Raw genomic sequence first — 23,878 nt, 5'->3', positions numbered from 1 at the left:
TAGCAGCCCTTTTTGATGTTTACTGAGATAATTCAAAGAAAGAGTTTAATTTAGATTGTGTTGAATTAATTCAATAAGTTCAGTTTCTGTTTCTGGCATCTTTTTCAGTTCAACCGCACAAGATGCACCACCTTTTAGCATGTAAGCGTTGGTTGTACAGTGATCATGGTGAAACCATTTTCCATCAATACAAACATCGGTATAACAGCGAGGGTCTTGTTTCAATTCCATAACTCAATCCTTTGTTAAAGACTTATTAACACATAGTCAACATAACCTTAATCTGTATGTGGTTAATTGATCTAAATCAATTTCGATCAGCCTCTATACCAAGGTAGTAGTGATATGGGCCACAAGTTGTAGCAACAAAAAAGGGGAGCGAGTGCTCCCCAAATGCAGTGTAGTGTCGATTACGCTTGAGCGTGCAGGTAGGTTCGATAGCCACCGATGAGGTTTCTGGCCTTGTATCCGTTGTTAACCAATTGTCTGTACGCGACGTTACCACGCAATCCAACTTGGCAGTATATGATGATTTCTTTGTCTTTTGGTAGCTCATCCATGCGCTGGCGGAGTTGATCAACTGGAATATTGATTGCCCCATCAAGGTAGCCAACTGACTCTAATTCACCTGGGTTGCGAACATCGAGAAGAATCTGGTCATCAGAGAGGTTGGTTACCTCATCATAATGAATTGGCATAGAATCGCCTTTGATGATGTTATTCGCAACAAATGCAGCTTGGTTAATAACATCTTTAGCTGAACCATATGGCGGAGCGTATGTGAGCTCTAAATGTTGGAGTTGCTCTACTGTCATTCCAGCACGCTGTGCAACCGCCATAACGTCTATACGCTTATCAACTCCGTCTTTACCAACAGCTTGTGCACCTAAGATTTTACCTGTAGCAGGATCAAAGAGAAGTTTGAATGAGACTATCTCAGCTCCAGGGTAGTAACTCGCATGGCTTGCGGTATGGACGTAGACTTTCTCATAATTGATCTTGTCACGTTTAAGCTGCTTTTCATTCTTACCTGTTGAAGCAACGGCGAGGTCAAATACTTTGCAAATAGCGGTACCTTGAGTGCCATGGTAAAGTTCGTTTCTGCCAAGCATATTGTCTGCAGCCATACGGCCTTGTCTATTAGCAGGCCCGGCCAAGGGAACGACGGTACTCTCGCCTGTAACGAAGTCTTTCTCTTCAATTGCGTCCCCAACAGCATAAATAGCGGGGTCAGAAGTCTGCATCATTTCATTGGTTTTAATACCACCGAGAGCTCCGATTTCTAGGCCAGATTGCTGAGCTAGCTTGGTCTCTGGTCGAACGCCAATTGCCATGATTAAAATATCAGTTTCTAATTGTTGACCGTTGCTGAGCGTCAGTTGAAGGTTTGGCTGAGTATGATGAGGTTGATGTTCCACAGCCTCTAACGCAACACCCAGTTTAAGGTCGATCCCTTTGTGTTTGATTTCAGCGTGAACAAAACCAGCCATTTCTCTATCAACGGGAGCCATCACTTGTTCGGAAAGTTCCAAGAGTGTGGTGTTCAAACCGAGTGAATGGAAAGCTTCCATCATCTCTAGTCCAATAAATCCGCCGCCAACAACCGTAGCATGGCGGATATCATGGGTTTTGATATGTTGGAGAATCTTGTCCATATCTGGAATGTTACGAAGGGAGTGGGTCAATGGGTTTTCAATTCCAGGAATTGGTGGAACAACCGGTGCAGCTCCGGGACTAAGGAGTAAGAAATCATAGCTTTCAGTATATTCGCTACCATCTAGGCTGCTTGTGACCGTCACTTTCTTTGCTTGACGATCAATGGCAGTGACTTCGCTCATCACGCGAACGTCAACATTAAAACGAGCCAAGAAGCTCTCTGGAGTCTGAAGAAGAAGTTTGCTGCGTTCCTTGATATCACCTCCGATATGATAAGGGAGACCACAGTTAGCAAAAGATACGTTTGGGCCGCGTTCTAACATGATGATTTCAGCGTTTTCGCTTAGACGACGTGCTCTTGCCGCAGCAGATGCTCCGCCAGCTACGCCACCAATAATTACAATCTTAGTCATTTCCCGCTCCTTCAAATTTTTATAACGAGGTGATGTAACCACTATAAAAACATTAATTAGCAAAGTCTAATGTTAATTTATCTAATTTCATTATTGCTAAATTAGGTTTGACTAATTTATAATAATTAGTAAACTCTAATGTAAATTGAAGTTTTGTGAGGGCGTAATTTGCAAGCGACAGAGTTAACCAAAATGCAGAGTAACGTTATAGAAGCGTCTGATTGCTTAGAGTCATGGCGCACCCTGAGAGGTTGATGGTGTTGTGCCAACTAACACAAGGTGAAATGGGCGTTAGTGAGCTCCAGTTGCAATCGACCTTAAGTCAGTCTGCTTTTTCTCAGCATTTAACCGTATTGAAAAAACACAACCTCATTGTGGCGAGAAAGTCGTCGCAACAAGTGTTCTATTCGTTGTCAGATCCACGTGTTGAACGGTTGATCGGCACGTTACATAGTGTTTTCTGTGACTCAGAAGGTAAAGATGATGTTTGAAATGATTCCATGGATGTCTTTACTGGGAGGGATACTCCTTGGGCTATCCGCGACTGTACTGATGTTGATGAATGGAAAAACCGCTGGGATTAGTGGTGTTATTAATGGCCTTCTTTCTCCAAAAACGGGTGATGTGTTGTGGCGTTTGTTGTTTATTGGAGGAATGGTCTTCGGTGGAGCATTAGGAGTAGAGCAGTTTGTGGTCACTACGCCAGAATTTGAGCAAATACCGTTTCTTACCATTGTTTTCGGAGGACTGTTCGTTGGGATTGGAACGAGAATAGGCAATGGATGTACCAGTGGCCATGGAATATGCGGAATTGGGAGACTTTCAACGCGCTCAATTGTGGCGACACTGATATTTATGGCTACCGCTGCTGTCACTGTTTATGTCCGATTACATTAAGAAGAGTTGATGATGAAAAAGATACTAATTACGTTCTCTCCTTTACTAAGTGGATTACTCTTTGGTTTAGGGATGTCTATTTCAGGAATGATTGACCCGCAAAAAGTCATTGGATTTTTAGATGTAACGGGCAGTTGGGACCCAAGTCTTGCTTTTGTTATGGGCGGTGCATTGTCGATATTTATGCCAAGTTATTTTTTTCTCATAAAGCCGCGTACCCACAGTGTTAGCCAAGAAGCGATAGCGTCTATAGGAAACAAGAAAGTGGATTCGCGTTTAATTGCAGGATCTGCATTGTTTGGTATCGGTTGGGGTATTGCCGGTATTTGCCCTGGACCAGCGATCTCTAGTTCTTTGCTTGGTGGCTATCCAGTATTGTTATTTCTCGTCACAATGATGCTGGGCTCTCTAATCGGTAAAGTAATTCTCAACCACAGAGAGCCAATCAACGAGGCAAAAGCTACTTAATCACTGTAGAAACTGGGCAATGGTCGCTCATTTGGTTGTTGAGTACATCGTCGATTTTGTAAAGGTCTTGCCAAGGAGAGCTAAAGCTTAGATTACTGCTTACAATAATATGATCGATAAGAGAACGGAATTGGTGTGTTTTGTCAGGATTGTTACGCGACTTGACCTTACATTTTGCCTCGGTTTTCTTTGTTGCCAATATCGCATTTGAATTCTCAGAGATATCAGCCCATAGCCAATCGCCTTTATAGTTTAGGTTGTGGTTAAAATCGCCCAAGATTATATAAGCATCACCGTTTGTCTCGCGTTTTTGAATCCAATCATTAAGCATTTCACCCTGCGCCTTGAGGGTTCGACATGATTTATTGCTCTTGTAGGCGCCAGAGCAGCGTGCTTTCAGGTGCACAGATAGAGTATGTATAGGTTGTTCCGAGTCTGAGTCGACCACGATGTAGCTAGCATACCTAAGCTTACTGTTACGTGAAGTATCGAGTCTTATGTCTGGTTTATCTATCACCGAAACACCATTCTTAACGGCAAAGCCTGTGTATTGGTTTATATCACTAAACTGATGATGTTGATTCTTCGGCTTCGCTCGATGTGAAAAGAAGATCTGATACTCATTACCGATGACTCGTTGTAAGGCAGACACATCATTCACCTCTTGAAACGCGACCACGTCACTATTCATAGATTCAAAATGGCGACTTAGAGATTGATAGTCGGGTTCTTCTCGTTGGGAAGGTTTGAACTTCGTAGATGGTGTACTACTTAACCATTCTAAATTCCAAGCAGAATAAACAGTTTCTGCGTAACTGTTGAATGATCCGAATAAAGTGAGAACGCCAATAAGTGGCCATGATTTTTGCATATCAATAAGGATGATGTGTTGAATTCTATTGCAACCTTTATCCTATAAGTCATCGCAAAAAATCAAGTCGAAAATTCGTCATTTTTGCAATTTTCACGATTTACTTTCTAAGTTGGATCAATGCCACCAAGATTGATTTGATCTTGAGCTAGGCTCTCATTTTATTGATCAAAATCAATACTTTCGACTGTGTCATCTCGTTAAATACGCCACAACATCTTGTGTCAGCTAAATAATAAATCGCCTATATAGTGTATTTTGTGGATAACTCTGTGAGTATGCTTAGGGTAAGGAGAATCAGTGAAACCAATCGTAATCAAGCGTGATGGGTCGAGAGCACCATTTAGTCGAGACCGTATCCAAGCAGCAGTGGAAGCAGCAGCGGATCACAATAGCCAAGAGATCGCTATCTACGCCTTAAATGTGGCGTTGGCAGTGGAGCTTAAGCTACAAGATCGCGATGAAGTTGAGATCACTGAAGTTCAAAACCTTGTTGAAGATGAATTGATGCAAGGCCCTTATAAAGAGCTGGCACGTTCGTACATTGAATACCGTCATGATCGTGATACAGCGCGTGAGAAACAAAGCGCGTTGACCCAAGAGATCGAAGGTTTGATCGAAGAGAGCAACTTAGATCTTATCAACGAAAATGCAAACAAAGACGGTAAAGTGATTCCAACGCAGCGTGACTTACTTGCGGGTATTGTTGCTAAGCACTATGCGAAAACTCACATTCTGCCGCGTGACATTGTTCAAGCACATGAACAGGGTGATATTCACTACCACGATTTAGACTACGCACCGTTCTTCCCAATGTTTAACTGTATGTTGATAGACTTGCAGGGTATGCTGACACGTGGCTTCAAAATGGGTAATGCAGAGATCGATACTCCGAAATCAATCTCTACTGCGACAGCGGTAACGGCGCAAATCATTGCACAAGTAGCAAGCCATATTTACGGCGGAACAACAATCAACCGTATTGATGAAGTATTAGAGCCGTATGTAATGACAAGCTACGACAAGCACTTCGAAATTGCGAAAGAATGGAATATTCCTGATGCAAAAGCGTTTGCTACGGCTCGTACTGAAAAAGAGTGTTACGACGCCTTCCAATCGCTAGAGTACGAAGTAAACACGTTACATACTGCAAACGGCCAAACTCCTTTCGTTACTTTTGGCTTTGGCCTTGGTACTAGCTGGGCATCTCGTCTTATCCAGCAATCTATTCTTAAGAACCGTATTGCAGGTCTGGGTAAAAATCGTAAAACAGCGGTATTCCCTAAGCTTGTTTTTGGCATCAAAGATGGCCTGAACCACAAAGCGGAAGATCCAAATTACGACATTAAGAAGCTAGCTCTAGAGTGTGCTTCTAAGCGTATGTACCCTGATATCCTGAACTACGACAAAGTCGTTGAGATTACAGGTTCGTTCAAAACACCTATGGGTTGTCGTTCATTTCTTGGTACCTATGAAGAGAACGGAGAGCTCGTTCATGAAGGTCGTAACAACCTTGGTGTTGTAAGCCTCAACTTGCCACGTATCGCGATTCAAGCGAAGGGCAGTGAAGCGAAGTTTTACGAACTCCTTGATTCAAAACTTAAGCTAGCTCGACGTGCATTAGAAACTCGTATTACTCGTCTCGAAAATGTCAAAGCACGTGTAGCGCCAATTCTGTACATGGAAGGTGCGTGTGGCGTTCGTCTGAAAGCAGATGACTCAATTGCTGATATCTTTAAGCACGGGCGTGCGTCCATTTCGTTGGGTTACATTGGTATCCACGAAACGGTTAATGCGTTGTTTGGTACAGAAGCACATGTTTATGACGACGCTGTTCTTCGTGAGAAAGCGCTTGGCATCATCAAGCATATGAAAGAAGCAGTAAACTCTTGGACTGACGAAACTGGTTATGGCTTTAGCCTATACGGCACACCAAGTGAGAACTTATGTAGCCGCTTCTGCCGCATCGATAACAAAGAGTTTGGTGTGATTAAGGGTGTGACTGATAAAGGATACTACACCAACAGTTTCCACTTAGATGTTGAGAAGAAAGTAAATCCATACGATAAGATCGATTTTGAGATGCCATATCCTGAAATATCGAGCGGTGGTTTCATTTGTTATGGTGAATTTCCGAACATGCAGCGTAACGTTGAAGCGTTAGAAAACGTCTGGGACTACAGTTACAGTCGTGTGCCATATTACGGTACTAACACACCGATTGATGAATGTTACGAATGTGGCTACAACGGTGAGTTTGATTGTACAAGTAAGGGCTTTACTTGCCCAAGCTGTGGTAACCACGACTCAACCAAAGTGTCAGTAACGCGTCGTGTATGTGGTTACCTAGGTAGTCCAGATGCTCGCCCATTTAACTTTGGTAAACAAGAAGAAGTTAAGCGTCGAGTGAAGCACCTTTAAGCGCTTGCACCCAAACTCATTTACTGAAAATCAACCTGTCGAGGGTTGATTTTCTTTTCGTCTATGAAGGTCTTGTCATGAACTACCACCAGTACTATCCAATTGATGTTGTTAATGGTCCAGGTACGCGCTGTACACTGTTTGTGTCAGGTTGTGTTCACCAGTGCCGTGGTTGTTATAACCAGTCAACGCAGCGTTTGGACTCTGGTATCTATTTCACTCAAGAGGCCGAAGATCAAATTATTGCAGATCTGAATGATACTCGGATTAAAAAGCGTGGTTTATCGTTATCTGGTGGCGATCCTTTACACCCAGCGAATGTCGCCGACATTTTAAAGCTGGTTAAGCGTGTTAAATCAGAGTGTCCTGGAAAAGATATTTGGGTTTGGACGGGTTATACATTAAGTGAGCTTGATGAAGCCCAAAGAGAAGTGGTTGAATATATTGATGTCCTGATTGATGGCAAATTTGAACAGGACAAGAAAGACCTGAACCTTGAGTGGCGGGGCAGTTCCAACCAGATCATTCATACCTTCAAGCTTCAGTAAATTTAACGCTGATAGTAAAGTTGTGAATGTTACGTGTATGTTAAACTTTACAGGTTTTAATCCTGATTTGCGCTAAGTCGATAAAATTTGTTTCTGAATTTATAGGTTAGATGATAACGTGTCAGCCGTTACTTGAATTTCAAAGGGTTATGACTTTCATGTTTTCTAATCTACCAACACCAGTATTAGATCCTATTTTATCTCTTTCCGTTGCATACCGTAACGATGAACGCTCAAACAAGGTTGACCTTGGCATTGGCGTATACAAAAACAGCGCAGGCGAAACACCAGTAATGAAGGCCATTCAATTGGCTCAAGACGTTGTTGTTGCAAATCAAAAGACCAAATCTTACGTTGGTCTAGCAGGTTGTGAAGAATTCAATCAGAGCATGATTGATTTACTTCTAACCGGGACATCAGCAATGGATCGCGTTGCTGCTATTCAAACTCCAGGTGCGAGCGGTGCATTACGTATGCTTGGTGATTTGATGAAAGTCGCGCAACCTGACACGACAGTTTGGATTTCGAATCCTAGCTATGTGAATCACAAACCAGTGATGGAAGCGGCTGGCCTTAAAGTTAAGTTCTACCACTATTTCTCTCCTGAAACGAAACAAGTTGATACGGCTAAAATGTTAGAAGACCTCTCACAAGCAGGCCCTTCTGATGTTGTACTTCTTCATGGTTGTTGTCATAACCCAACTGGGGCAGACATTGACTTTGAAGCATGGCAAGAAATCACAGCACTTTCACAAAAGAATGGGTTTACTCCCTTCGTTGATATCGCTTATCAAGGCTTTGGTGACGGCTTAGAAGAAGACGCAAAAGGTCTTCGCTATATGGCTGACAATGTGGAGGAGATGTTGATTACTACATCTTGTTCAAAAAACTTTGGCTTGTACCGTGAACGGACAGGCGCAGCAATTGTTGTCGGTCAAAATCAAAAAGACGTCGGCAATGCGAAAGGCAAGTTGCTGACGTTGGCACGCTCCACTTATACAATGCCGCCAGACCATGGTGCAGCATTAGTAAAAACTATCTTGCAAAATCAAGAGCTAACATCAGTCTGGAAGCAAGAGTTAAGTGAAATGCAGCAGCGCTTGTTAAACTTGCGTCAGACTTTGTGTAATGAATTGAGAAATACCCACAATACTTCACAATTCGACTTTATTGAAAGCCACAAAGGCATGTTTACTGTGCTAGGCTTTACACAAGACCAAATGACGCAACTCCGTGAAGAATATGGTATTTATGGTGTAGGCGATGGTCGTATTAACATCGCGGGCTTAACGGAAAAGGATATTCCCTACGTAGCCGAAGCGATTATCAAAGTATCTTAAATGTAATGGGGCGCAGGGCGTCCCTTATGTTGTTTTGTCGAGATTAGGTGGTCGAATGAATAAACCATGGAAAGTGCTAATTCCAATTATGTTAAGCGGTGGCTTAATGGCATGTTCCACAACGGGTCCTGCACCCGTTGAACCAGAAGAAAAGCCAGTTATCGAAGAGCCAGTGGTTGAGCCTGAAGTTGAGCAACCAAAGGAAGAGGTTGTTGAGCCAGAAAAGCCTGAGCCAACGAAACCTAAAGAACCTGTACCAGAAGTAAAAGTTCAGAAAACACCAGATGGCAAATTGCTACTAGGTGAAGAAGAATGGGTTTACGTTCCGGGTCTGGAACAGAGTTTCAAATCGCGTGTCGATACAGGTGCAACTACTTCATCTATTAGTGCTGTTGATGTTGTCGCGTTTGAACGTGATGGCAAGGACTGGGTTAAGTTTAAAATTGAACACGATAGCGTAAAAAGTAAAGAGATTGCGCTCCCAGTAAAACGTTGGGTGAAAATTCGACAATCAAGCGCAGAGGGCACTCAGAAAAGAGCCGTTGTTGAAGCTTGGATTCAATTAGGCGATTTGAAAGAAAAGACCGATTTTACTCTCGCCGATCGTACCCATCTTTCTTTCCCACTCTTACTTGGTCGCAGCTTCTTTAAAGATGTTGCCGTTGTAGACGTAAGCAAGAAGTATGTTCAGGATAAGCATAAATAAACCAATTTATGTTCTAGCCAATAAACCAGCACGATGATCATGTGCTGGTTTTTTTATTTGTAGATCATATTTTTGCGACGCATATCAGCACACTTTTTATTCATAAGGTACTATTTGCATGTCCAGTCGGTATGACGGCAAGTTTGCGTTCCCCCAATATTATAAAAAGTACACGCAAACTACCGTGCAAATAAAACAATAAGGAGTAGGGATATGAAACACTTGTCTAAGGCTATTGTTATTAATAATGGCAAGGTGTTAGTTCAAGAGACGCGTAATGCATCGAAAGGAAAGGTGCTCGATTTTCCTGGTGGCGAAATCCGTAGTAACGAGTCGGGAACGGATGCTGCTGCGAGAAAACTGTTTGCTGAAACGAAAATTGAAAATTTACCTCACACTGCAACGTTTAGTGGTGTGAATGAGCGAGGCGGCCGCACTTACTACGCTATTTTTAAAGCTGATGAAAAGGCAGAGCTTACTGCATCAATATCAAATGACTCTCAGGCATACCATTGGATTGCTCCCCAAGACATTCCACTCAATGATTTCTATGCCGCTGATGCTGAATTTATTCAAACTCATCTAAAAAACGATTAAGTCGTTATTCTAGGTAATAAAAAAGCCAACCGAGACACTCTCGATTGGCTTTTTGTTTTTTCGGGCGAGTACTATTGAATTTCTAATAGCTCAACTTCGAAAATCAAAGCGGATGCTGGTGGAATTGGTCCTGTACCATTTTTCCCGTAAGCAAGTGGGCTAGGGATGTAGAGACGGAACTTATCACCAACACTCATGTAAGTCAGACCTTCTTGCCAACCTTTGATCACTTGGTTTAGCTTGAAGCTGATAGGCTCGCCGCGATCTACAGAACTGTCAAACACGGTACCGTCGATTAATGTACCGTGGTAGTGAACTTTTACTTTGCTTGAAGCTGTTGGTTTTTGTTCACCTTCGCCTTTGTGTAGCACTTCGTATTGAAGACCACTTTCAGTAGTGACGATACCTTCTTTCTTACCGTTCTCTAGCAAGAACGCTTGCCCGATAGCAAAGTTTTCATCGCCAGCTTTATGGTTTGTCCAAGTGCGGTAAATAAAGAACGCTGCTAGAACGAAGATAATGATTGGGAAAATAATCTTAGACATAAATCCTATCCGTCGAATTATGGTTGAGTAAGTAGAAAGTTAATGGTGTTCGCAATGCCTTCAACATCTTGGTGTGCGCTGGTATTAACAAGGTACTTACCTTTAACGATAAAAGTTGGTACTGCGTTAATTTGGCCTTTAGTTGTAATGTCATCTGCAAGTTGCATTGCCGCAAAGAGTTGCTTCTGTTGCTCTTCAGTAAAGTTGTAAGGGCTGACAAGACTTCTGCTTTCGAATGCTTTATCGATCGCTGCTTTCTTATCTGCTAGCGATGCACCGTCCCCCATTTGTGTTGCGGCAAACAGTTCAAGCATCATGTCGTGTTCAGGTTTTTTGCCCAATTGCATTTCAGCCGCGTAGTAAATCATCGCACCAATTTGAGCGCTTTCATTAAATGTCACGTGGACTTTGCCGATACTTTCACCAGTAAGTTGCTCAAGGGTAGGAATTTCGTTTTCCATTTTACGACAATGGCCACAATTCAAAGAGAAGACTTCAGTAACAAGAGGCAGGCGGAAAGTAGCCAAGTTTGCCGGTAGTTGTTGATATTGTGTGCCTTCTTGTGGGGTAGTGCTTTCAGAACACCCAACAAGCAATGTTGATAACGCAATTAGCGCGAAAGTAACCAGCTTTTTCATATTAAATTCTCTTATCGGTACGACTGCCGCACGCAAATAATGAGGCAGTAGTTCTTATTCAGTTGTTCGATTTTACTTTGTCCACGTCAGAAGAGAAACAGCTAGGTGGCTGAATTTAGGATTAAAGTATGACTAATAGTTAAAGCAGAGCAAAGATTAGCCACTCGAATAAAGAATTTTGGTTGGATAGCTAAAGTCTTCAAAAATTGGCCGATATAGATAGAGAACAGTAAAGGACACACGGGTGAACGAATGAAGCGCTTGGTATTACCACTTATATTAACGTTAGCTGGCTGTAGTAATATGACTGATGAGATGGCAATGCTCGGCAGTGATATGCTTGATACAGCACCACGTTCAGATTTTGATGTTAGATACCCTGAGTGGGGAACGCCAACAAATATCGCGCCATCCGGTGTTAAAGGTCCTATGGGACAACAGCGCACACAAAGCTATAGCAATTTACAAAGTTTCTTGATCAGCAATGGTGTCGACTATGAACTATTACCAGGCAATCATGTGATGGTGAAATTAAAAGACACGATCAAATTCAATACAGGTTCGTCGAATGTTTCGTCTGATTCGAGATATTGGCTAGATATGATGGGTAGCTATTTAGCGACTCAACCAGGTATTGATATTGTGATTGATGGACATGCAGACAGTACAGGCGCGCCAACATTTAATGATGGTTTGTCAATGAGACGTGCAACAGCTGTGAAGCAACAACTTGTTCAAAACAACGTTGCGATGGATTCAATTTTTACCCGTGGTTACGGTGAATATGTACCGGCATGTAGTAATAGAACCAAAGCAGGCAAGGCGTGTAACCGTCGAGTAGAAGTGCTGTTTATTGTCGCTAACCAGTAGTGACTACGCAACAAGTAGTGGAACGTTTCAATTATATTAAAAAGCCCCTGAATAGAGACTATTCAGGGGCTTTTTTGCAATTAAGCGTTTTTATGCGGCGCTTTTAACTTGCTCGTCTTTTTTTTCGCTTTGCATCTTTGCTAGGAAGTAGACGTTAACACACGCAATGAAGCCGTTTGTAACAACGACAGGCCAGGCATCAATCATAAGGCCGTATGCAGTGAACAATGCACAACCGATGAAGTTAAGAACACGTAACTTTACAATGTCTTTCATCGTTAGCGAGATAGCGACCATGATAGAAGCTGCATAACCTAAAATTTCAACCATATCCATAATTTGACCCTCTAATTTTTGCCGAACAATGTCGGTACCAATTCTTCTCTTCTTGAGATAAGTGAGGAAGCTCCGTGCCCCGAATGGTCTGAATGATTAACTGAGATGAACTATAACAGGGGTAAATGTGTGATGAAAGCCCCAAAAATGGGATCGGAGAGGGTTAGCGATTACGCAAACGTTTTACGCATATTTCCATCAATAAATAACCAAATTTGTTGGTGGTACATCGCAATAAAAAGCCCGCTTACGAAAGCGGGCTCTTAAATATCATGCAAAGTAAGAATTACTTCTTTTTGCCTTGGATTACTTTATCTTCTTCAGTCAGCTCACGGATACGGCGGCTGATATCACGACGTTCTTTAGAGATCTCTGCACTCTTGATGATGTGGTCATCAACACGATCTTCATAGTCAGCTTTCATGTTTTTAATAATGCCAACAATCTCGTCGGTGCTCATGTCTGAACTGATGTAATCAAGTAAGTTTTCCAAAAGGTCTACACGCTTACGGTTGTCACGAACTTTCTTTTCGTTGTCGATAAGTTCACGTTTCAGTTTATTTTTACGACGTGCTTCAGATACGATTTCAAATACACCGCTCATAGGTCTCTTTCCCTAATTTTTGATTAACTACTCATGATTAAATCACATCATGTACTGTGAGAACAGTCTTTAGATCAATCATTACAGTGTGTTGACGCTTTTATCGCCAATCTGCGACGAGGCAATTGAGCGTGTGCGAGTAACGATATATGATTTGGATATCGTTAGTTAATCAAAGCGCAAACAATGCGTACGTCCCAAATAGTAATTCCTAAGGCTAAAGAAGAGTCTGAAGGTCGAGCAAGTAAACTAGTGTCAGCCTATAAGAAAGAGCGGACGCGACAAGAAATTACGGAAGTAGAGTTAAATCGCGGCAAAATAGTCATGATTGATGAGAACGGGGAGTTTAAGCCCGTTCCTATTTTGGCTGAACACTAGTGGAATGAGTTAAAAATAATAAGATAAGGAAACGGTATGAACATTGAGCTAAACCCTATTGAGGCGCGTGTCATTGGCTGCTTAATCGAAAAAGAAGTAACGACACCGGACTACTACCCATTAACCCTCAATAGTTTAACGACAGCTTGTAATCAAAAGAGTAACCGTGAACCTGTTATGTCATTGAGTGACAGTGATGTCCAACAAGCGATTGACGCGCTAATTGGCCGTCGTCTAGTTAGTGACGAAAGTGGGTTTAATAGTCGAGCAAATAAGTTCCAACATCGTTTTTGTAATACAGAGTTTGGTGACCTTAAACTTAGCAAGCAAGAGAAAGGCATTGTTTGTTGTTTGCTGTTGAGAGGAGCTCAAACCCCTGGTGAGTTAAGAACTCGCACTAATCGACTAGCAGATTTCAGTGATGTAAAAGAAGTCGAAGCCGTGCTTGACCAAATGGCTTCACGCCCAGAAGGTGCGTTAGTTGTTAAACTACCACGCGAAGCGGGCAAACGAGAGTCACGCTACATGCATCTTTTCAGTGGTGAAGTCGATATCGAAGCGCTGGCAGTGTCTGCTCCCGTTACAAGTCCAAGTAATGATCGAATTGCTCTACTTGAACAAGAGGTGGAGTCACTTAAATCTGAAGTAGCTGAGCTTCGCGCAGTCGTTGAACAGCTACAAGGTTAATGAGTTCAACAAACACTAAGACGCATTCGGACTGGTATGTTTACTTAGTCCGTATGCGCAACAACGCTTTGTACTGCGGTATTACAACAGACGTAGAACGCCGATTTCTACAGCATTGCAATGGGACTGGCGCTAAGGCCCTAAAAGGTAAAGGCCCATTCAAACTTGTTTGGTCTCAACTGGTTGGCGACTCTCGAAGTGGTGCGTCAAAAGTGGAATACAGAATCAAACGCCTCACCAAACCACAAAAAGAATCCCTCGTTTCTGGTATTGAAGAACTATCTAATTTAGTCGAAGTTGAACTGATTGATTAATATTTGCTCTAAGTCCCGGTATTTGTATTAACCTTGATAATACTAGGTGAACAACTTAACAGGGTTAATAAGGATATGAATCAATTAAGTAAATTATCACTAGCTGTTGGGTGTATCGGCTTCTCATCCGTTTGTATCGGGGCGACTGTCATCGCGGATGGACGAGGTAACGGTATGGGTAATACGGGTGTTACCAGCGCGGACTACCTTTTAGCCCCTTTCTATAACCCAGCCTTAACTGCTGTCCATCGTGATAGCGATACTATAGGAATTCTCGTACCGGCTATCGGGGCGACGGTTCGTGATACAGATCATTCACTCGACACACTTGACGACTTACAAGACTCTATTAAAGCCTTTGAAAATAGCGGTAGTACTGACCCTGCCATTGCGATTCAACTTAATAATTATTTGACCGAGTTATCTGATGACAAGCCTCTAGGTGTGACGGGTGGGGCGGGTATCGCAGTTGCACTCCCTATAAACGTGTTATCCGTCAATATATTCTCCCGTGGTTATGCCGAGGTGGTTGCAGTTACCGATATAGCTGCGAACAATGGTAATGGCCCGACTGAAGTGACGACGCGCTATGAAAATTCTGAAGTCGACATGATTGCGTTTGGCTACACTGAATTTGGTGTAGCGCTGGCGAAACGAATGACCGTCCAAGGGCAAGATGTGTCATTTGGTGTTACTCCGAAATACCAACAGCTTAGAACCTATAAGCAGAACCTTTCGGTAGAGGAGTTTGATATCAGTGATTACGACCAAAGTGAAACCAACAAGAACGCTTTCAATATGGATCTTGGGGCGATTTGGTTCTATGACGCCTATCGAGTAGGTATTGCGGTGAAAGATCTATTTTCGCAAGAACTAGAAACAGCCGATGACGGTAGTGGCACAAGCAAGTATAAGCTCAATACTCAAATTACAGTATCTGGTTCTTATGCTCTGGAGTACTTCGTAGCGACAGCTGATTTAGATCTCACTAAACAAGAGCGATTTACTGATGTGAATGATGACACTCGTTACTTTCGTTTAGGTGTCGAAGGCAATGCATTTGGTTGGGCTCAGTTAAGGGCAGGCTATGAAATGGATATGGAAGATACCTTGGATGACTCGGTTACACTGGGCATCGGCATTAGTCCTGGTGATTTAGTGAGCTTAGATTTGGCGGGTAGTTATGCGGGTAGCAATCAATTTGGCGTTTCGGGTAATTTGGCTTTTACGTTCTAGACACTATTCGGCATAATAGAAAAGCTGAGATAAATGAATGAGTTGAGCTCATGAATTTACTCTCAGCTTATAAATTATGAATGAGACGCTAGAAACTCTAATATAATTAATAGTGCTCAGTATGGTTGGTTACAAGAGAAATATGCATGTCTAAAACGCTAATATTATCGATATTCGCTTTGTATTCGTCGGCTTCATTTGCACACACAACTCAGGTGCTTAACGGTTACTGGCAGTATGATGAATACCTAGAGGCTCACCCTAGTCAAAAGCAGCTTACCGAGCAACTCAGTGAAGAGGTCCGCCGCTATCCAACTCCGTTAGCAGTCCAGCAGCAAAAGCCTGTGACGATATCGGTCGTTTATCCCGGCCAGCAAATCTCCGATTATTGGAGTCGAAACATCAAAGCGTTTGAAACTCGGCTCGAAAAACTTGGCGTGAGCTACAACATTAACCAGGTTTTCACTCGTCCTAATATCGATGTCAGGCAGCAAAGTCTATCGCTACTTGAAGCGGTTCAAAACAAATCCGATTATTTAATTTTTACCCTTGATACTACTCGTCACCGTAAGTTCATTGAACATGTTTTGAGTTCAACCGATACCAAGCTAATCCTGCAAAATATTACGACACCCGTTCGAGCTTGGGATCAACAGCAACCGTTCATGTATGTCGGTTTTGATCATATCCAAGGAACAAGGGTAATTGAAGACTACTATAAGAACTCTGTAGAGCAGGAGAGTCGCTATTCAGTTCTCTACTTTTCCGAAGGGTATGTGAGTGACGCGCGTGGTGATACGTTCATTGAAGAGATGAGCCATCACGATGACTACAAACTTTCTTCATCTTTCTACACTAAGGCGACAAGAGACTCTGGCTATCAAGCTGCTTTGGCTGCAGTTGAGAAAGATCCTAATCTCAAGTTTATCTACGCATGTTCAACTGATGTTGCGCTTGGCGCCGCAGATGCGTTAGCCGATTTGGGTCGTACTGACATTCTGTTGAACGGTTGGGGCGGTGGAACAGCCGAACTTGAAGCGATAGCGAACAAACGACTAAATGTGACTGCGATGCGCATGAATGACGATACAGGTATTGCTATGGCAGAGGCGATCAAATGGGATATTGAAGGGCGCACAGTACCACATGTTTATTCAGGTGATTTTGAAGTGGTTACCAGTGAAGATAGCCCTAGTAAGCTAGAGAAGCTAAAACAACGAGCGTTTAGATATTCGGATCAGTAATGAGAAACCTTTTCTCGCACGGTAATAAAAGCCGACTCGCTACCATACTGACAAACTCAATCTTCTTGGTGATTGGAGTGTTGATCATTGTGATGGTGTTACAGAACTATCAGGTGAATCGAGAAGTCGTTTCCCAAGAAGTCGGCCGTACTAAGCAGCAAACAAAAAGCCTCGTTCAAGAAATCTTTAACCTCAGAATTAAGTCGTTAGAGATTCAACAAGACAGCTATAGTCGAAACCGTGTCTTGTTGGAGGGACTACTAAGTGATGATGCTCAGGCACTTGGCCGATTCTTTAATGGAATTGACCAAGTATCACCTGACGTGGCTCCCGACTTTCGCTTTATTTATAGTGATGGAGGGATCGTTTGGGACGATGCAAACTATCAGTTTTACGGTATTTCAGAAGAGCAAATCCTCCATCTTACTGTAGATATGGTGAGTGGAACCGATTGGTATATTTCACAGACCCCTTCCATCATGGGAATGCGTTATCTGATGATGCGTCGTACCGCTATAATCGATTTATACTCAGGCGAAGTAGTTGGTTTTCTATTTATTGGCGTAGTTCTTAATAATAACTTTTCGTTAGTGAACGCGATAACCAAAGGTGGCAATGCGGATGAGATACTCTTGGCGGTTGGCTCGCAAGTGATCGCTGCCAGTACAAAGGATCAAGATTTCCAGCATATCGAATGGCTGGAGCAGTCATCCCAATCGCTGAATGCAAGTCGCTATATGGTGTCAAAAACGGACCTCACCATAAACAACGTTCCAACCTTCTTGTCAGTTTATACCATTCAAGGTAACGAGCATGTCGTCCGCTTCGTTCGCAGCCACTATGTATGGATTGCAGTCGCGAGCATCTTGGTTATTTGTATTGCTATCTATACTCGCATTTGGTTAGGAAAGCGCGTTTCGAAAGAGCTCCAAAGCCTGATGGAATATGCTGATACATCGATTCAAAGTCAGACGGTTCGTGACTTTACTGGATCAAGTATCGAAGAATTCCACCAAATCGGTAATTCGTTCCAACGTTCATTTAAGCGACTCAGTGAGCAAGAAAAGCAATTTGCCGATCTATTTAACTTTTCATTATCGCCGGTCACGTTGTGGAATGTAGAAGGGGACTTAGTTCGTTTCAACCCTTCAGCTGAGCGTAGTTTTAAGACAGACAAAGCGCGAGAACTGCTGATAGAAAGCCTTAAACCTCATATCAAGATGTGTGCTCAGGGAGCAACCTTAACCGGAATAAACACCACTATTGCTAATAAAACGTTTCGTTGGAACCTCTCTCCGATTACCACGGACAGTAGCGTGATGCGAATTATGGCGCAGGGACAGGACATTACCAGCTTTATTGAGGCAGAAAAACAAAGTGAAGCGGCAAGGGAAGAGGCAGAAGAGTCGGCACGAGTAAGAGCAGACTTTTTGGCTAAAATGAGTCATGAGTTACGTACACCACTTAATGGCATTTTAGGGGTGTCTCAGTTACTAAAAAGTAAAATGGATAATCCTCAAGATGTCGAACATATGGAGGTGTTGTGTAACAGCGGTGAGCACCTATTAGCGGTATTGAATGATATTTTAGATTTTTCAAAGATCGAGCATGGTAAGTTTCATATCGAGAAGTCTGCGTTCCGCTTGAGTGAATTGACCAATACGGTTGAGAAAATTTTTAAACCGCTATGTGATAGAAAAAATGTCGATTTCACCGTATCAAGTAACGTTGATACGGAAAGTTGGGTGTTTAGCGACCAGATTCGCTTGAATCAAATCATGTTTAACCTTGTTAGTAACGCTGTGAAGTTTACTCATCAAGGCTTTGTACAAGTGAATATAAATACGTTAGAGAGCGATGGTTCAACTTTCCTAAAAATTGATGTTCAAGATACAGGTATCGGCATCGACCAAAGCAAATTAAAAGATATTTTTGAACCTTTTGTGCAAGCTGAATCAACGACGACACGGGAGTATGGGGGAAGCGGCCTTGGTCTCGCGATTGTTCGTAGCTTAGTGTCCATCATGGATGGCGATATCAAGATAGAAAGCGAAGTAGCTAAAGGGACACACTTTACTGTTCACGTACCTATTCAGTTCGGAATGAATTCTAGCTTTTTACCTGAAAATACGGGGTTGTTAGAAGAACCAGCGACGCTGTTTGAGGATGAGCTACACGTTTTATTAGTCGAAGATAACCATACCAACGCCTTTATCGCAAAAGCGTTTTGTGAGAAGTACGGTATGAGAGTCACTTGGGTCAAAGACGGCTTAAACGCTATCGACTTTTTAAAGAAGGTGGACGATGTGGCGTTGATTTTAATGGATAATCAATTGCCGAATATTGGTGGTATTGAAACGACTGAGATCATCCGAAATGAACTCGGATTAATGACCCCTGTTTATGCTTGTACAGCCGATGGGATGCAAGAAACACGACATTCATTCTTGAGAGCAGGCGCCAATTACGTGATTGTAAAGCCGATTAAAGAGATCGCGTTAAACAAAGCCTTCATACATTACAAGAAGCATTACTACCAATTCGCCGAATTAGGATAAAAAAAGGGCTGTGCAAATCACAGCCCTTTTTATGTCGTGTACCTAAAGTTAATGTGGGTACTTAACGAGCGAGCTTTTGGTGTGCACGAGAAAAGTGCCCAGCACAAAATGCACCGACAATCGAAAGTTCACCAGCCAAGCATAATGCTGCTGCGACTTCCGCGAGTGCTTTAGCTTTACCGTTGCCATGAAGTTTCATTAACTCAAGACATGCTTTTTGGGATGGTAAGCTTGTACCCCCACCGACAGTGCCGACCATTAGGTTGGGTAAGGTGACACAAGCGTAGAGTCCACCTGTTTTACTGACTTCCATCCGAGTAATACCCACTGCAGATTCAGCAACACAAGCCGCGTCTTGTCCACACGCAATGTAAAGTGCAGCTAGAGCATTGGCATAATGAGCGTTAACCCCAATACTGCCACTTAGCGCGGCGCCAGTTGTTGTGACTTGACCAAAGCGTGACATTGCTTCTGGTGTGGTATGAAGATATTTTTCTACCAAAGCGCGTTCGATATGAACCTCAGCCGTGACTTTTTTACCACGCACGTGACGCAAAGTGTGTGAGTTCGCTTTCTTATCACCAGATAAGTTGCCATCTAGGAAAGCTTCTTTGGGGGTGTAGGGCGAGTTATCTAAAATATAATGGAATACTTCATTGGTCGCGATGGTGACCATGTTCTGGCCGGAAGCATCACCAGTACGGTATTCAAAAACCAGATAAACATGATTGCCTTCAATATTGACGTTGATGTCATGAAGTTGGCCATGAGAGGTGGTTGATTCTGCAATGCGCTTAAAGTGGTCGTATTGTGTGACCACCCATGCGACAAACTGGCCAGCATCAATAAGTGACTCAAACAGAAATACCGGAGTACGAGTGACCCCTTCATTGATAAGCATTGCACTGGCACCGCCAGAAGCAGTGATCAATTGAGCACCACGATTGTAGGATGCGACTAATGCGGCCTCGGTTGTTGCAAGTGGCACAAGGTAATCGTCTTGTGTATGTAAACCGTTAACTCTTAATGGACCAGCAAGGCCAACAGGCACTTTAACGGTCCCAATGAAATGCTCAATGTTTTTATTATATAAAGGTGCATTTTCAAGCGTTTGCTCATCTAAGAGTAAGTTCTTATCGGTTAACTGTTCGATCTTATTCCAGCGTTTTGACAGTGCTTTATCGGAAATATAAGGACTAGGAGTTAACCTCAATGAAGGACGTGCAAAGTTTGGACTGAGCTTTTGTTCTAAACTGGATGTGCAGTGATCTGGTTGGAGAAATTGGGTGATGTCGCGATTAGAGAGGTTTAGTTTCGGCATTACGAATTAAAACGATAAATTTGTCTGCATTCTAACGTATAGGATAGGGAACACAATGGGTGTTTAATGTATTGCTACAATTTAAGCGAACAGTGAGCGTTACACATGGATATCAAGTAGAGTGCCAATCATATCTTGGTCGCGCTGAAGTACGTTTGTACCTACGCGTGAATAGCGCTCTGATGAATTTAGTTTATTGATAGCGTCGATTTGGGAAGGGAGCGGTTCAGAGTTGAACTTTACTTTATTAAACTCGTAAGAGTCGTCTTTAGGCATGGAAAGGGCACGTTGACTTTGCTGAATTTCGAGCGCAGCTTCCTCAGCCATCTTAGATGACATATCAATAATTTGATAACCCGATTGAACGGACGAGACTGCCATACACACCTCCACTTAATTATAGCTTAAATGCAGCTGTCGTTTTCAGCAAGTTTGGTTAGGCAAACAGGCTCGAAATCATCTCTTGCTCTTCATCAGTGATGTTGACCGTGTTATCTGAGCCCAACTCACTGTTGATTTCACTTTTCAGTGTATGAAGCTGATGTGTTGAAAGTTGCTTGATTTGTTGCTTTATCAGTTCGAATTGTTGTTGAGTCATGGGTCTATACCTTTAAATCGCTATAAATCGCCACGTCAGCAAATTCCGTTCTGCTGTGTAGGATTAAACTGATTTCATTTTATTTGGCATAGCTCAAATTTTGTCCGAATAATGTCAGGGCGTGTAAAGAGTGCGTGAGGTGGTTATAGGTTAGGCCCAAATGCGTAACTAAACATAATCATTTAGCTACACATTTAGAATGTTCGAAAGAGGGTTTAGCGTATATCTATTGTTCATCGTTATGATTTACTCTAACGGCAAATTTACTCGCTAATGAGTGCAACTCCGGTAACATACGATAGATTAGATGAAGCTGTTGGAGCACCATACGTACGGAACTATCGTCTTCATCACGCCACTCCGATAACCTTTGCTCTAAGGCTGGGTCATCGATTTCACTCGTATCACAAGTATCGCAATGTTGGTTTAGTTGAGCGAAGAGAATATCCAAGTGCTGGTGGATGACACGGTGTGCATCCAAAATAAGCTTGTGCGTTGCCTCATCTGCGATTTGCGTTCTATGTGCACCTAATGCAGAGACATAGCTAAGTAGCGCGTGGTTTAGGGTCAAGAATCGATAGCTCTCATCAATTGCCGATTGGTAGCGGCCCGGCTCGGCGAGCATGATGCTGATTGCGTTGGTTAAATTGGCATCTTGATTGTGTGCGCTGCGACGTGAGATGCGATAGGACAAACTATCCTTTTTACCTATCCGATATTGGCCGATGATTTGCGCAAGGTAATCCTTGTTAGCGCTGATCGCATCTGCCATTACTTTATGTAATCGCTTTGATTGCCAGTCTGGCAGTATCATTGCTACCGCTGCAACAGCCAGCGCACAACCAACAAGTGTGTCCCCTAAGCGAGGCAGAACAACCGCATAACCATCTCCCAGCTGATTAAAGCAAAACAGCACGAGCACAGTAATAAAGCCGGTCGCATAGCCGTAATTTGCTAAACGAAATGCGAAAAAAGCAACTCCGGAGACAAGGATAAACACCAACTGGCTCTCTTGAGATGGGAAGAAAGTCAGCAAAGGCACCCCAATCAGTAAACCAGCAAAAGTCCCTAGAACACGCGCAACCAACTTTTGTCTGGTTGCACTGTAGTTGGGCTGGCAAACGAACAAGGTTGTCAGGAGAATCCAGTAACCACGCTCGATATCGAACAATTGAATAATGCCGTAACCAACGGTTAGCGCAATTGACATACGCACGGCATGTCTAAATAGCATGGAATCTTTACTGAAATTGGACTTTATTTTGCCCCACATCGCTTTAATCGAGTGGGCTTCAGTATCGTCCAACACATCTTCTTCGAGTCGGTTTGCGTCAGGGTTATTGACATTACTCAGCTGCTTTTCAACGGTAGCAAGGTTGTTGAATAGGTAACCCAGTTGACCTAAAAGCAACCGCCATTGAGGGTTGTTGTGCTCTTGTAGATAATTCAGGGAATTCTGCAGTTCGTCCAGGGCAATGATGGAGTCGTCGTTATGTTGATATTCCTTACCCAACAAAATGGCTTCGGCGATTTCTCTGCATGATTGAGCTTGCGTTTCCATAAGATGTTTAAACCGAAACAGGACATCTGAGCGCTCAAAGTGGTGAGCTAATTCTTGGTATCGGTAGTGGGTTGAACTAATACGTTCATGAATGTCCTGCGCAAGAAAGTAGATATTCAAAAAGCGATCACTGGCGCCATCTACGTGACCGCGCTTGGAACGACTTAGAAATGTTGCTTTACAAGAGTTTAAAGCGTTAACGGTTGCGGCATTGAGCTTGGCTTCGGCAATACGGTGGGGTTGAGGCTGCATACTACTTACTGGATGAAACAATTGGCTCTTGGAGTCAAAGTAGTTAGCCATTTGCAAAAATACGTTGGCAAGACTTTGTTGAACTGGTTGCATTGGCCAAAATGCGTGCCAAATCATGGAGACGAAATAGTACCAAGCAGCGCCCGTGAGCAACATTAATGGTTGGAACCAAAGGTTGGTGCTTTGGTGTGCTCCGAGCATGGCGTAAATGGCGATTAACAAAGAACCAAAAGCGATACTTGCATAGCGGGGTCCAATCGCTCCGAGCATAATGAAGCCAAATGTCGAAATAAACAGTCCTAGAGCAAACAACCACGGAGTGTGGAATAGTAACTCGATAGAAAATGAGGCAATGGCAAAACAGATAAGCGTAAGGGATTGAGATTTAAGGCGACCTGTAAAGCTATCGTCACTCTCTGCTAGTGCGGCAGCAATGATCCCAAGAATTAAAGGGATGATCAACGAATTTAATTGGAAGTACCAGGCTGGAATAACTACCCCAAGCAGGGCTGTTAGTATCAATAGGCTATAGTTGACGGTTTTGTTCGCCCAATGGTGGCGTAATTGACTAATTAAATTCACTAAAAACTGCTTCTTATCGGTGTTTACGCGCATTGTAATGATTATATATCGTAACGCTCTGATCCAAATAAAGATACTGAAGAGTTTGATTAACTTTTGGACTATGTATCTCTTGACTATCAACCTAACTTAGCCTGAGCAATGTAGCCACCCTAAGGCTACGATATTTTTGTCTTAATTTTGTCACAAGCAAAATCAATTGCGTTATGATGTTTGCAAAGGAATTTAACGGCTTAG

25 protein-coding genes and 1 pseudogene are annotated in these 23,878 nt (G+C 42.8%); 15 read left to right on the top strand and 11 right to left on the bottom strand.

Going from position 1 to position 23,878, the window contains the following annotated elements; genetic code table 11:
- Positions 1-45 precede the first annotated feature (45 nt).
- Both AAFX28_RS00905 and AAFX28_RS00900 read right to left on the bottom strand, forming a co-directional pair.
- A complete protein-coding gene (locus tag AAFX28_RS00905; protein ID WP_408684784.1) occupies positions 46-231 on the bottom strand; it encodes a hypothetical protein in 186 nt (61 codons plus the stop codon).
- A gap of 179 nt (positions 232-410) precedes the next feature.
- On the bottom strand, positions 411-2,069 hold the full coding sequence (locus tag AAFX28_RS00900) for an FAD-dependent oxidoreductase (protein WP_408684783.1): 1,659 nt from the start codon (positions 2,067-2,069) through the stop codon (positions 411-413).
- Positions 2,070-2,261: 192 nt separating this feature from the next.
- Between AAFX28_RS00900 and AAFX28_RS00895 the strand changes: the two are divergent.
- The 3 genes and pseudogenes from AAFX28_RS00895 to AAFX28_RS00885 all read left to right on the top strand — a co-directional run bounded on the left by AAFX28_RS00895 (position 2,262) and on the right by AAFX28_RS00885 (position 3,434).
- A pseudogene (locus AAFX28_RS00895) lies at positions 2,262-2,560 on the top strand (ArsR/SmtB family transcription factor).
- The gene (locus AAFX28_RS00890; RefSeq protein WP_408686791.1) at positions 2,553-2,966 is read left to right on the top strand and encodes a YeeE/YedE family protein; all 414 of its coding nucleotides are present in this window, start codon (positions 2,553-2,555) and stop codon (positions 2,964-2,966) included. The pseudogene AAFX28_RS00895 and the gene AAFX28_RS00890 overlap by 8 nt, the downstream one beginning before the upstream one ends.
- A gap of 12 nt (positions 2,967-2,978) precedes the next feature.
- On the top strand, positions 2,979-3,434 hold the full coding sequence (locus tag AAFX28_RS00885) for a DUF6691 family protein (protein ID WP_408686790.1): 456 nt from the start codon (positions 2,979-2,981) through the stop codon (positions 3,432-3,434).
- Here AAFX28_RS00885 and AAFX28_RS00880 read toward each other — a convergent pair.
- Positions 3,427-4,311 (bottom strand): endonuclease/exonuclease/phosphatase family protein, encoded by an 885-nt coding sequence (locus tag AAFX28_RS00880; RefSeq protein WP_408686789.1) that lies wholly within the window; start codon positions 4,309-4,311, stop codon positions 3,427-3,429. The two genes, AAFX28_RS00885 and AAFX28_RS00880, sit on opposite strands and share 8 nt — an antisense overlap.
- A 294-nt stretch (positions 4,312-4,605) precedes the next feature.
- Here AAFX28_RS00880 and nrdD point away from each other — a divergent pair, with 294 nt between their 5' ends.
- The 5 genes from nrdD (at position 4,606) to AAFX28_RS00855 (ending at position 9,917) form a co-directional block, all read left to right on the top strand.
- Positions 4,606-6,726, top strand: coding sequence for an anaerobic ribonucleoside-triphosphate reductase (gene nrdD / locus AAFX28_RS00875; protein WP_408684782.1), 2,121 nt, complete (start codon positions 4,606-4,608; stop codon positions 6,724-6,726).
- Positions 6,727-6,803: 77 nt separating this feature from the next.
- Positions 6,804-7,274 carry an anaerobic ribonucleoside-triphosphate reductase-activating protein gene (gene nrdG / locus AAFX28_RS00870; protein ID WP_408684781.1) on the top strand — a complete coding sequence of 157 codons (471 nt, stop codon included), beginning with the start codon at positions 6,804-6,806 and terminating at the stop codon, positions 7,272-7,274.
- 158 nt (positions 7,275-7,432) lie between these two features.
- Positions 7,433-8,614 carry an aromatic amino acid transaminase gene (locus AAFX28_RS00865; protein ID WP_408684779.1) on the top strand — a complete coding sequence of 394 codons (1,182 nt, stop codon included), beginning with the start codon at positions 7,433-7,435 and terminating at the stop codon, positions 8,612-8,614.
- A 55-nt stretch (positions 8,615-8,669) separates the two neighbouring features.
- Positions 8,670-9,320 carry an ATP-dependent zinc protease gene (locus AAFX28_RS00860; protein WP_408684778.1) on the top strand — a complete coding sequence of 217 codons (651 nt, stop codon included), beginning with the start codon at positions 8,670-8,672 and terminating at the stop codon, positions 9,318-9,320.
- Positions 9,321-9,533: 213 nt separating this feature from the next.
- Positions 9,534-9,917: an NUDIX hydrolase gene (locus AAFX28_RS00855; RefSeq protein WP_408684776.1), complete on the top strand. Its 384-nt coding sequence runs from the start codon at positions 9,534-9,536 to the stop codon at positions 9,915-9,917.
- A gap of 71 nt (positions 9,918-9,988) precedes the next feature.
- Here the strand turns inward: AAFX28_RS00855 and AAFX28_RS00850 are convergent, their stop codons facing one another.
- Together AAFX28_RS00850 and AAFX28_RS00845 are read right to left on the bottom strand one after the other, a co-directional pair.
- A complete protein-coding gene (locus AAFX28_RS00850) occupies positions 9,989-10,462 on the bottom strand; it encodes an FKBP-type peptidyl-prolyl cis-trans isomerase (protein ID WP_408684774.1) in 474 nt (157 codons plus the stop codon).
- 17 nt (positions 10,463-10,479) lie between these two features.
- Positions 10,480-11,100 (bottom strand): thiol:disulfide interchange protein DsbA/DsbL, encoded by a 621-nt coding sequence (locus tag AAFX28_RS00845; protein ID WP_408684772.1) that lies wholly within the window; start codon positions 11,098-11,100, stop codon positions 10,480-10,482.
- A gap of 252 nt (positions 11,101-11,352) precedes the next feature.
- Here AAFX28_RS00845 and AAFX28_RS00840 point away from each other — a divergent pair, with 252 nt between their 5' ends.
- A complete protein-coding gene (locus tag AAFX28_RS00840; RefSeq protein WP_408684770.1) occupies positions 11,353-11,970 on the top strand; it encodes an OmpA family protein in 618 nt (205 codons plus the stop codon).
- 90 nt (positions 11,971-12,060) lie between these two features.
- Here the strand turns inward: AAFX28_RS00840 and AAFX28_RS00835 are convergent, their stop codons facing one another.
- Both AAFX28_RS00835 and AAFX28_RS00830 read right to left on the bottom strand, forming a co-directional pair.
- Positions 12,061-12,306 carry a YgjV family protein gene (locus tag AAFX28_RS00835; protein ID WP_134837198.1) on the bottom strand — a complete coding sequence of 82 codons (246 nt, stop codon included), beginning with the start codon at positions 12,304-12,306 and terminating at the stop codon, positions 12,061-12,063.
- A 286-nt stretch (positions 12,307-12,592) separates the two neighbouring features.
- On the bottom strand, positions 12,593-12,910 hold the full coding sequence (locus AAFX28_RS00830) for a DUF496 family protein (protein ID WP_004411669.1): 318 nt from the start codon (positions 12,908-12,910) through the stop codon (positions 12,593-12,595).
- 186 nt (positions 12,911-13,096) lie between these two features.
- Here AAFX28_RS00830 and AAFX28_RS00825 point away from each other — a divergent pair, with 186 nt between their 5' ends.
- From AAFX28_RS00825 to luxQ, 6 genes are all read left to right on the top strand, one after another.
- Positions 13,097-13,288, top strand: coding sequence for a hypothetical protein (locus AAFX28_RS00825; RefSeq protein ID WP_408684768.1), 192 nt, complete (start codon positions 13,097-13,099; stop codon positions 13,286-13,288).
- A gap of 36 nt (positions 13,289-13,324) precedes the next feature.
- Positions 13,325-13,975, top strand: a complete 651-nt coding sequence (locus tag AAFX28_RS00820) for a YceH family protein (protein WP_408684766.1) — start codon at positions 13,325-13,327, stop codon at positions 13,973-13,975.
- Positions 13,975-14,289: a GIY-YIG nuclease family protein gene (locus AAFX28_RS00815; protein WP_408684764.1), complete on the top strand. Its 315-nt coding sequence runs from the start codon at positions 13,975-13,977 to the stop codon at positions 14,287-14,289. The genes AAFX28_RS00820 and AAFX28_RS00815 overlap by 1 nt, the downstream gene beginning before the upstream one ends.
- A gap of 75 nt (positions 14,290-14,364) precedes the next feature.
- On the top strand, positions 14,365-15,525 hold the full coding sequence (locus AAFX28_RS00810; protein ID WP_408684762.1) for a conjugal transfer protein TraF: 1,161 nt from the start codon (positions 14,365-14,367) through the stop codon (positions 15,523-15,525).
- A 146-nt stretch (positions 15,526-15,671) separates the two neighbouring features.
- Positions 15,672-16,769, top strand: coding sequence for a substrate-binding domain-containing protein (locus AAFX28_RS00805; protein ID WP_408684761.1), 1,098 nt, complete (start codon positions 15,672-15,674; stop codon positions 16,767-16,769).
- Positions 16,769-19,327 carry a quorum-sensing autoinducer 2 sensor kinase/phosphatase LuxQ gene (gene luxQ / locus AAFX28_RS00800; protein ID WP_408684759.1) on the top strand — a complete coding sequence of 853 codons (2,559 nt, stop codon included), beginning with the start codon at positions 16,769-16,771 and terminating at the stop codon, positions 19,325-19,327. The genes AAFX28_RS00805 and luxQ overlap by 1 nt, the downstream gene beginning before the upstream one ends.
- 61 nt (positions 19,328-19,388) lie before the next feature.
- Here the strand turns inward: luxQ and AAFX28_RS00795 are convergent, their stop codons facing one another.
- The 4 genes from AAFX28_RS00795 to yccS all read right to left on the bottom strand — a co-directional run bounded on the left by AAFX28_RS00795 (position 19,389) and on the right by yccS (position 23,641).
- A complete protein-coding gene (locus AAFX28_RS00795) occupies positions 19,389-20,648 on the bottom strand; it encodes a hydroxymethylglutaryl-CoA reductase (protein ID WP_408684757.1) in 1,260 nt (419 codons plus the stop codon).
- Between the two features lie 99 nt (positions 20,649-20,747).
- The gene (locus AAFX28_RS00790; RefSeq protein WP_408684755.1) at positions 20,748-21,029 is read right to left on the bottom strand and encodes a hypothetical protein; all 282 of its coding nucleotides are present in this window, start codon (positions 21,027-21,029) and stop codon (positions 20,748-20,750) included.
- A 55-nt stretch (positions 21,030-21,084) separates the two neighbouring features.
- A complete protein-coding gene (locus AAFX28_RS00785; RefSeq protein ID WP_408684753.1) occupies positions 21,085-21,246 on the bottom strand; it encodes a hypothetical protein in 162 nt (53 codons plus the stop codon).
- Between the two features lie 226 nt (positions 21,247-21,472).
- Positions 21,473-23,641: a YccS family putative transporter gene (gene yccS, locus AAFX28_RS00780; RefSeq protein ID WP_408684752.1), complete on the bottom strand. Its 2,169-nt coding sequence runs from the start codon at positions 23,639-23,641 to the stop codon at positions 21,473-21,475.
- Between the last annotated feature and the right edge of the window lie 237 nt (positions 23,642-23,878).

The sequence above is a fragment of the Vibrio sp. TBV020 genome (genome assembly GCF_046056895.1).
In the GTDB taxonomy this organism is placed as follows: Bacteria; Pseudomonadota; Gammaproteobacteria; order Enterobacterales; family Vibrionaceae; genus Vibrio.
This window is presented reverse-complemented; position numbering and strand designations above follow the sequence as displayed.

Excerpts from the sequence above, each read along its gene's own strand:
- AAFX28_RS00905 (WP_408684784.1), bottom strand. The coding sequence starts at position 231 with ATGGAATTGAAACAAGACCCTCGCTGTTATACCGATGTTTGTATTGAT.
- AAFX28_RS00900 (WP_408684783.1), bottom strand. The coding sequence starts at position 2,069 with ATGACTAAGATTGTAATTATTGGTGGCGTAGCTGGCGGAGCATCTGCT.
- AAFX28_RS00890 (WP_408686791.1), top strand. The coding sequence starts at position 2,553 with ATGTTTGAAATGATTCCATGGATGTCTTTACTGGGAGGGATACTCCTT.
- AAFX28_RS00885 (WP_408686790.1), top strand. The coding sequence starts at position 2,979 with ATGAAAAAGATACTAATTACGTTCTCTCCTTTACTAAGTGGATTACTC.
- nrdG (WP_408684781.1), top strand. The coding sequence starts at position 6,804 with ATGAACTACCACCAGTACTATCCAATTGATGTTGTTAATGGTCCAGGT.
- AAFX28_RS00865 (WP_408684779.1), top strand. The coding sequence starts at position 7,433 with ATGTTTTCTAATCTACCAACACCAGTATTAGATCCTATTTTATCTCTT.
- AAFX28_RS00860 (WP_408684778.1), top strand. The coding sequence starts at position 8,670 with ATGAATAAACCATGGAAAGTGCTAATTCCAATTATGTTAAGCGGTGGC.
- AAFX28_RS00855 (WP_408684776.1), top strand. The coding sequence starts at position 9,534 with ATGAAACACTTGTCTAAGGCTATTGTTATTAATAATGGCAAGGTGTTA.
- AAFX28_RS00850 (WP_408684774.1), bottom strand. The coding sequence starts at position 10,462 with ATGTCTAAGATTATTTTCCCAATCATTATCTTCGTTCTAGCAGCGTTC.
- AAFX28_RS00845 (WP_408684772.1), bottom strand. The coding sequence starts at position 11,100 with ATGAAAAAGCTGGTTACTTTCGCGCTAATTGCGTTATCAACATTGCTT.
- AAFX28_RS00840 (WP_408684770.1), top strand. The coding sequence starts at position 11,353 with ATGAAGCGCTTGGTATTACCACTTATATTAACGTTAGCTGGCTGTAGT.
- AAFX28_RS00835 (WP_134837198.1), bottom strand. The coding sequence starts at position 12,306 with ATGGATATGGTTGAAATTTTAGGTTATGCAGCTTCTATCATGGTCGCT.
- AAFX28_RS00830 (WP_004411669.1), bottom strand. The coding sequence starts at position 12,910 with ATGAGCGGTGTATTTGAAATCGTATCTGAAGCACGTCGTAAAAATAAA.
- AAFX28_RS00825 (WP_408684768.1), top strand. The coding sequence starts at position 13,097 with ATGCGTACGTCCCAAATAGTAATTCCTAAGGCTAAAGAAGAGTCTGAA.
- AAFX28_RS00820 (WP_408684766.1), top strand. The coding sequence starts at position 13,325 with ATGAACATTGAGCTAAACCCTATTGAGGCGCGTGTCATTGGCTGCTTA.
- AAFX28_RS00815 (WP_408684764.1), top strand. The coding sequence starts at position 13,975 with ATGAGTTCAACAAACACTAAGACGCATTCGGACTGGTATGTTTACTTA.
- AAFX28_RS00810 (WP_408684762.1), top strand. The coding sequence starts at position 14,365 with ATGAATCAATTAAGTAAATTATCACTAGCTGTTGGGTGTATCGGCTTC.
- AAFX28_RS00805 (WP_408684761.1), top strand. The coding sequence starts at position 15,672 with ATGTCTAAAACGCTAATATTATCGATATTCGCTTTGTATTCGTCGGCT.
- luxQ (WP_408684759.1), top strand. The coding sequence starts at position 16,769 with ATGAGAAACCTTTTCTCGCACGGTAATAAAAGCCGACTCGCTACCATA.
- AAFX28_RS00795 (WP_408684757.1), bottom strand. The coding sequence starts at position 20,648 with ATGCCGAAACTAAACCTCTCTAATCGCGACATCACCCAATTTCTCCAA.
- AAFX28_RS00790 (WP_408684755.1), bottom strand. The coding sequence starts at position 21,029 with ATGGCAGTCTCGTCCGTTCAATCGGGTTATCAAATTATTGATATGTCA.
- AAFX28_RS00785 (WP_408684753.1), bottom strand. The coding sequence starts at position 21,246 with ATGACTCAACAACAATTCGAACTGATAAAGCAACAAATCAAGCAACTT.